Genomic DNA, 3,569 nt, shown 5'->3' on the forward strand with positions numbered 1-3,569 from the left:
GATGGGATAATGCGGCGCAAGGGCAAATTCACAGCAGTGCTCGCTGTTGGCAGGAAGCCCACCTGCAGGTCATTGCTCAGTTGAACGAGAAGCTACTAGATCTCCATCAACGAGTAGACCTTTTTGACATTGGCTTGGACGATGGCGATCACCATGTATCAAGCTTGAAGTTGCTAGATCGGCCTCTAAAAACGACCTTCCATATTTCACTGGAAGTGTGGCTCAGTTTGAGGCGGCCTATCAGGCGGCTCGTTCGATTGTTGAACGAAAAATAGGACTACCAAACGAGTACCTGACGGGCTGGCATATTGACGCTCGTGACGATAACGCGGCCCCACGCCGACCCGCAGAAGGATCGTGCGCACACCGCTACCCCTTTCCTATGATTACCCATATCTATCCGCTTCAACGCCTCGCTGAACGTCACGCCGAGCGCCATCGCCGCAAGCCCGGTAATCCCAAGGGCGCCCATACCCATGAGTTTCCACCGCCGCACCTCATCGGTTACGGGCTTCATCTCGGTCACGTCCTCCTGAACTGTGACGATCGATGTTTCCACTTTGCCGACGCGGTCAACAACCTCATCGAGCCGGCGGTGGACGACTGCCCTGCTCGCTTCTGACTTGTCCTGCGATCGTTTGGCAGCCTCCTCCATTCGCCGAATGGAATCCTGCAACCCGTGCATGCCGGCGACGAATTCGCCAAACTGACGATGGGCGCCAGCATCAATCTCGGGTGGGCTCATCTGGCTACCTCGCTCATGAACCGTCTTTCGGATCGCCGGTCACCGTCATGGTGACTGTGCCAGATGCGGCGGTGATCGTCGTGCTGCCGGGAACGTTGCTCGACTGCTTGCCGATAAGGAATCCAAACGCCGTGCCGGCAAGCCCCGCAATCGTCACCATCCAGGTCTGATCGAACGTGAGCGTCTGGAGGTATGAACCTGCACGGCAAGCTAGATCGGCCCCACCGCTATCAGGGCCATACCACGAGGGCGGAGACGATCATGCCGGCCCGCTCCCTATAGATGCTGCTGTCCATGGTGGTTCTCTTTCTGATTACAAGGAGGGTGCCATGCAGGACGAAGGCGCTTGCGTCAGGGACTAGCTGGCCGCCTTGAGCGCCTTCTCGAATGCAACGGCATAGCCGGCAACCAGATTCGCCCAATCCGTCCCGTCGACAAGGCGCCTGGCGCCCTCATAGTCGGCGTGTTTTTCGTTGATGTAGTCGGCGAGCGGCTTTTCGGTGAAGCTGCCAAGCTCCATGCCGCTGATGGGGAGATGAGCGGCAATCGGAAGCTCCAGCGCCTTCGACGGGGTCCTTCACCAGGTCGACGCCGATCAGTAGGCCAAGCTTCTGATAGTTCGCTTTGCGGGTGATCTGCACGAGGCCGCGACCGAACCGCGATTTGCCCTCGGCGTCTTTCCGCCAGTACGGCGTCTTGACCCACGACAACTTGCCTGCTTCCCATGCCTTTTCCAGCGCGTTGGTTGCCCCGTCGTCGGTCGTGGCCAGTGTCTCGCGCACGGCCTGCATGGTCTGGGACGGATTCATGAAAGGCAGTGGCGAGGATACAGGCGAGATACCTGAGCGACGCCCCTCGCCTCGCGACTTCGTTCTAGGATGGCTTCGGTTCCGTCGACCTGCGCGACCTTGAAACCCTTCGGAAACATGGTTCCGCCCCGCAGGGCGGCAAAGAATGCCGCTCTGTTCATTATGCCTTCCTCATTTAAGTTGAACCCACCAAATTCCATGGGTTATTTTTGTGCGTCGAATCATTGGAGGAAAGGCTATGCTGGAGCGCTCGCATTTACCGAACGACCTCGACGCAACCATCCAGCACATACAATCGGCCGAAAGAGTCCTTGCAGCTCAGCAGCTTATTCAGATTGCGAGTCAACTCGCGGATTTGGCGAAATCAGCCCAAAGCCTCGTAGGCCCCATTGGACCATTGCCCGCAAACAACAGTCTTGACCTACCGCCCTCATAGCGGAGCGCGATCAAGCGATCCGGGATGGCGAGGGTCGTGATCATCGTGATTTCCTTTTGCGAGGGGTATATCAGTCGATACCGAGGCTAGTGGACTGCACCGCGATTGGAAAATATCGTATCTGTTGCGGATTCCGATTGGAGGACGATTTTGCGGGTAGCTGTCGTTGGCACTTCGAACGCGATCATGGTCAATGGGTGGGCAAACTCACTGAAGGCCATAGCTCCGTCCAACTGGGAGATAGAGAACATGTCCCTCGGCGCGAGCCCGTCGCTCTATGGGAGCTACATCGTCTCCGCTCGCGAGGTTGCAGGGAACTTCGACGCCGCTATTCTCGACTTCACTACCAATGATCAGCAGTTTCTCGACATTCGGAACCTTACGCCAGAATACATGGCCGGATCGTATGCCGGTCTGCTGAGACACTTTGCGGGAGCCAAATGCGCACCGCTCGCACTCTTCATGCCGCAGAAGAAGTACGTCGAGACGGGCCACGGAGACAAAGCTTACAGGCTGTCGCGTGCAATCTGTGAGAAGTATGGCGTTTCCACTCTGGATTTCTTCTTGACTCTCCGGGGGATAGCCAGAGCGGGCGTCTCCGCCAATGAAATTTTCTCCGATTGGGCACATCTCCACGTCCACTATCAAGCTATGGTGGCCGAAGCGCTGGTTCGCCGTATCACCAATGGCGACCTAACGACACCGGGCGATGACGTCCTCCGCGACGCCCCATGCCTTTCGGCAGTTCCGGCGATTGATGTCGAGTATGTCGAGGCTGAAGAGCGCGCATTTGCGACGAGCATGGTCAATCACAATGTCAGTACCATCAGGGCCGGCGGCGGCGGCTCTATTCGCAACGCCCCCTATCTTCTCGCTGTCCTGCATTGGATCGAAGACGCATCTGGCCCTGTCTGCTTCGCAGGCAAGAGGATGGTGATGAAGTCGTTTCGGAAAGCTTGGCATCGGCGCTTTGGGTTCACCCATTTTAGAGCGCCACTAGCCGGAAGAGATGAGATCCGTTTCGCGTTCGGAGAACATGCCGGTTATCTCTTCGAAAGCGGCTTTGGGCATGTCGCCAATAGGCCATTGGCAGGCGACCAGGCTGATATCGTCGGATTTCTCAAGTCGAACGCCGACCCTTGCGTGGCTGGACATGCCTTGATCAACTGACCTGCCTACGTCTCGAACGTGATCTGAATGGGCCGGTTCGACCTTCGCCGATTCTTCCACTGGATTTTTCCACTCGCCAGCACTGCGGCGACGTTCATGTTCCGTCGACGCCATCTGACGTTCTGGTGGTCAAGGTAGTTGTGCCGAGCGTCACACCTGATGGGATGCCCCCGTCTTCGCAAATGGCCGTAGAGGTGAGGTTGTAGTGAATACGGCCGGAGAAACTGGCGCCACCAGACCCACCGGGAGCGATGCACCACTTGACAAAGCCGGAGGTGGTTGGCGGTTGTGTCGTTGGCCATGGTGACGGTGAACGACTGGCTAAAAATCGTCGTCTGATGCTGGAATGATGCAAACGTGTTTCCAGCGGCGATGATCTGTCAATCGGCGTCCAAAATTCACCCCATAT

The 3,569-nt window shown here is 57.2% G+C and carries 5 protein-coding genes and 1 pseudogene; 2 read left to right on the forward strand and 4 right to left on the reverse strand.

Annotation, left to right across the window (positions count from 1 at the left end; all coding sequences use genetic code 11):
• The coding region (locus tag GR138_RS30435) for a hypothetical protein (RefSeq protein WP_210253458.1) at positions 1 to 275 on the forward strand (275 nt) is incomplete at its 5' end.
• A 116-nt stretch (positions 276 to 391) separates the two neighbouring features.
• Here the strand turns inward: GR138_RS30435 and GR138_RS30015 are convergent.
• The 3 genes and pseudogenes from GR138_RS30015 to GR138_RS30410 form a co-directional block, all read right to left on the reverse strand.
• A pseudogene (locus tag GR138_RS30015) lies at positions 392 to 745 on the reverse strand (DUF1515 family protein); the annotation flags it as partial.
• A 13-nt stretch (positions 746 to 758) separates the two neighbouring features.
• Complete coding sequence (locus GR138_RS30020) at positions 759 to 905, reverse strand: hypothetical protein (RefSeq protein ID WP_160862920.1); 147 nt, start codon at positions 903 to 905, stop codon at positions 759 to 761.
• Between the two features lie 198 nt (positions 906 to 1,103).
• Positions 1,104 to 1,265, reverse strand: a complete 162-nt coding sequence (locus GR138_RS30410) for a hypothetical protein (protein WP_202402923.1) — start codon at positions 1,263 to 1,265, stop codon at positions 1,104 to 1,106.
• A gap of 974 nt (positions 1,266 to 2,239) precedes the next feature.
• Between GR138_RS30410 and GR138_RS30030 the strand changes: the two genes are divergently transcribed.
• The gene (locus GR138_RS30030) at positions 2,240 to 3,160 is read left to right on the forward strand and encodes a hypothetical protein (protein ID WP_160862922.1); all 921 of its coding nucleotides are present in this window, start codon (positions 2,240 to 2,242) and stop codon (positions 3,158 to 3,160) included.
• A 94-nt stretch (positions 3,161 to 3,254) separates the two neighbouring features.
• Here GR138_RS30030 and GR138_RS30440 read toward each other — a convergent pair.
• Positions 3,255 to 3,569 (reverse strand): hypothetical protein (locus GR138_RS30440; RefSeq protein WP_210253459.1); only part of this gene is annotated, 315 nt, incomplete at its 5' end.

Source organism: Shinella kummerowiae (genome assembly GCF_009827055.1).
Classification (GTDB): domain Bacteria; phylum Pseudomonadota; class Alphaproteobacteria; order Rhizobiales; family Rhizobiaceae; genus Shinella; species Shinella kummerowiae.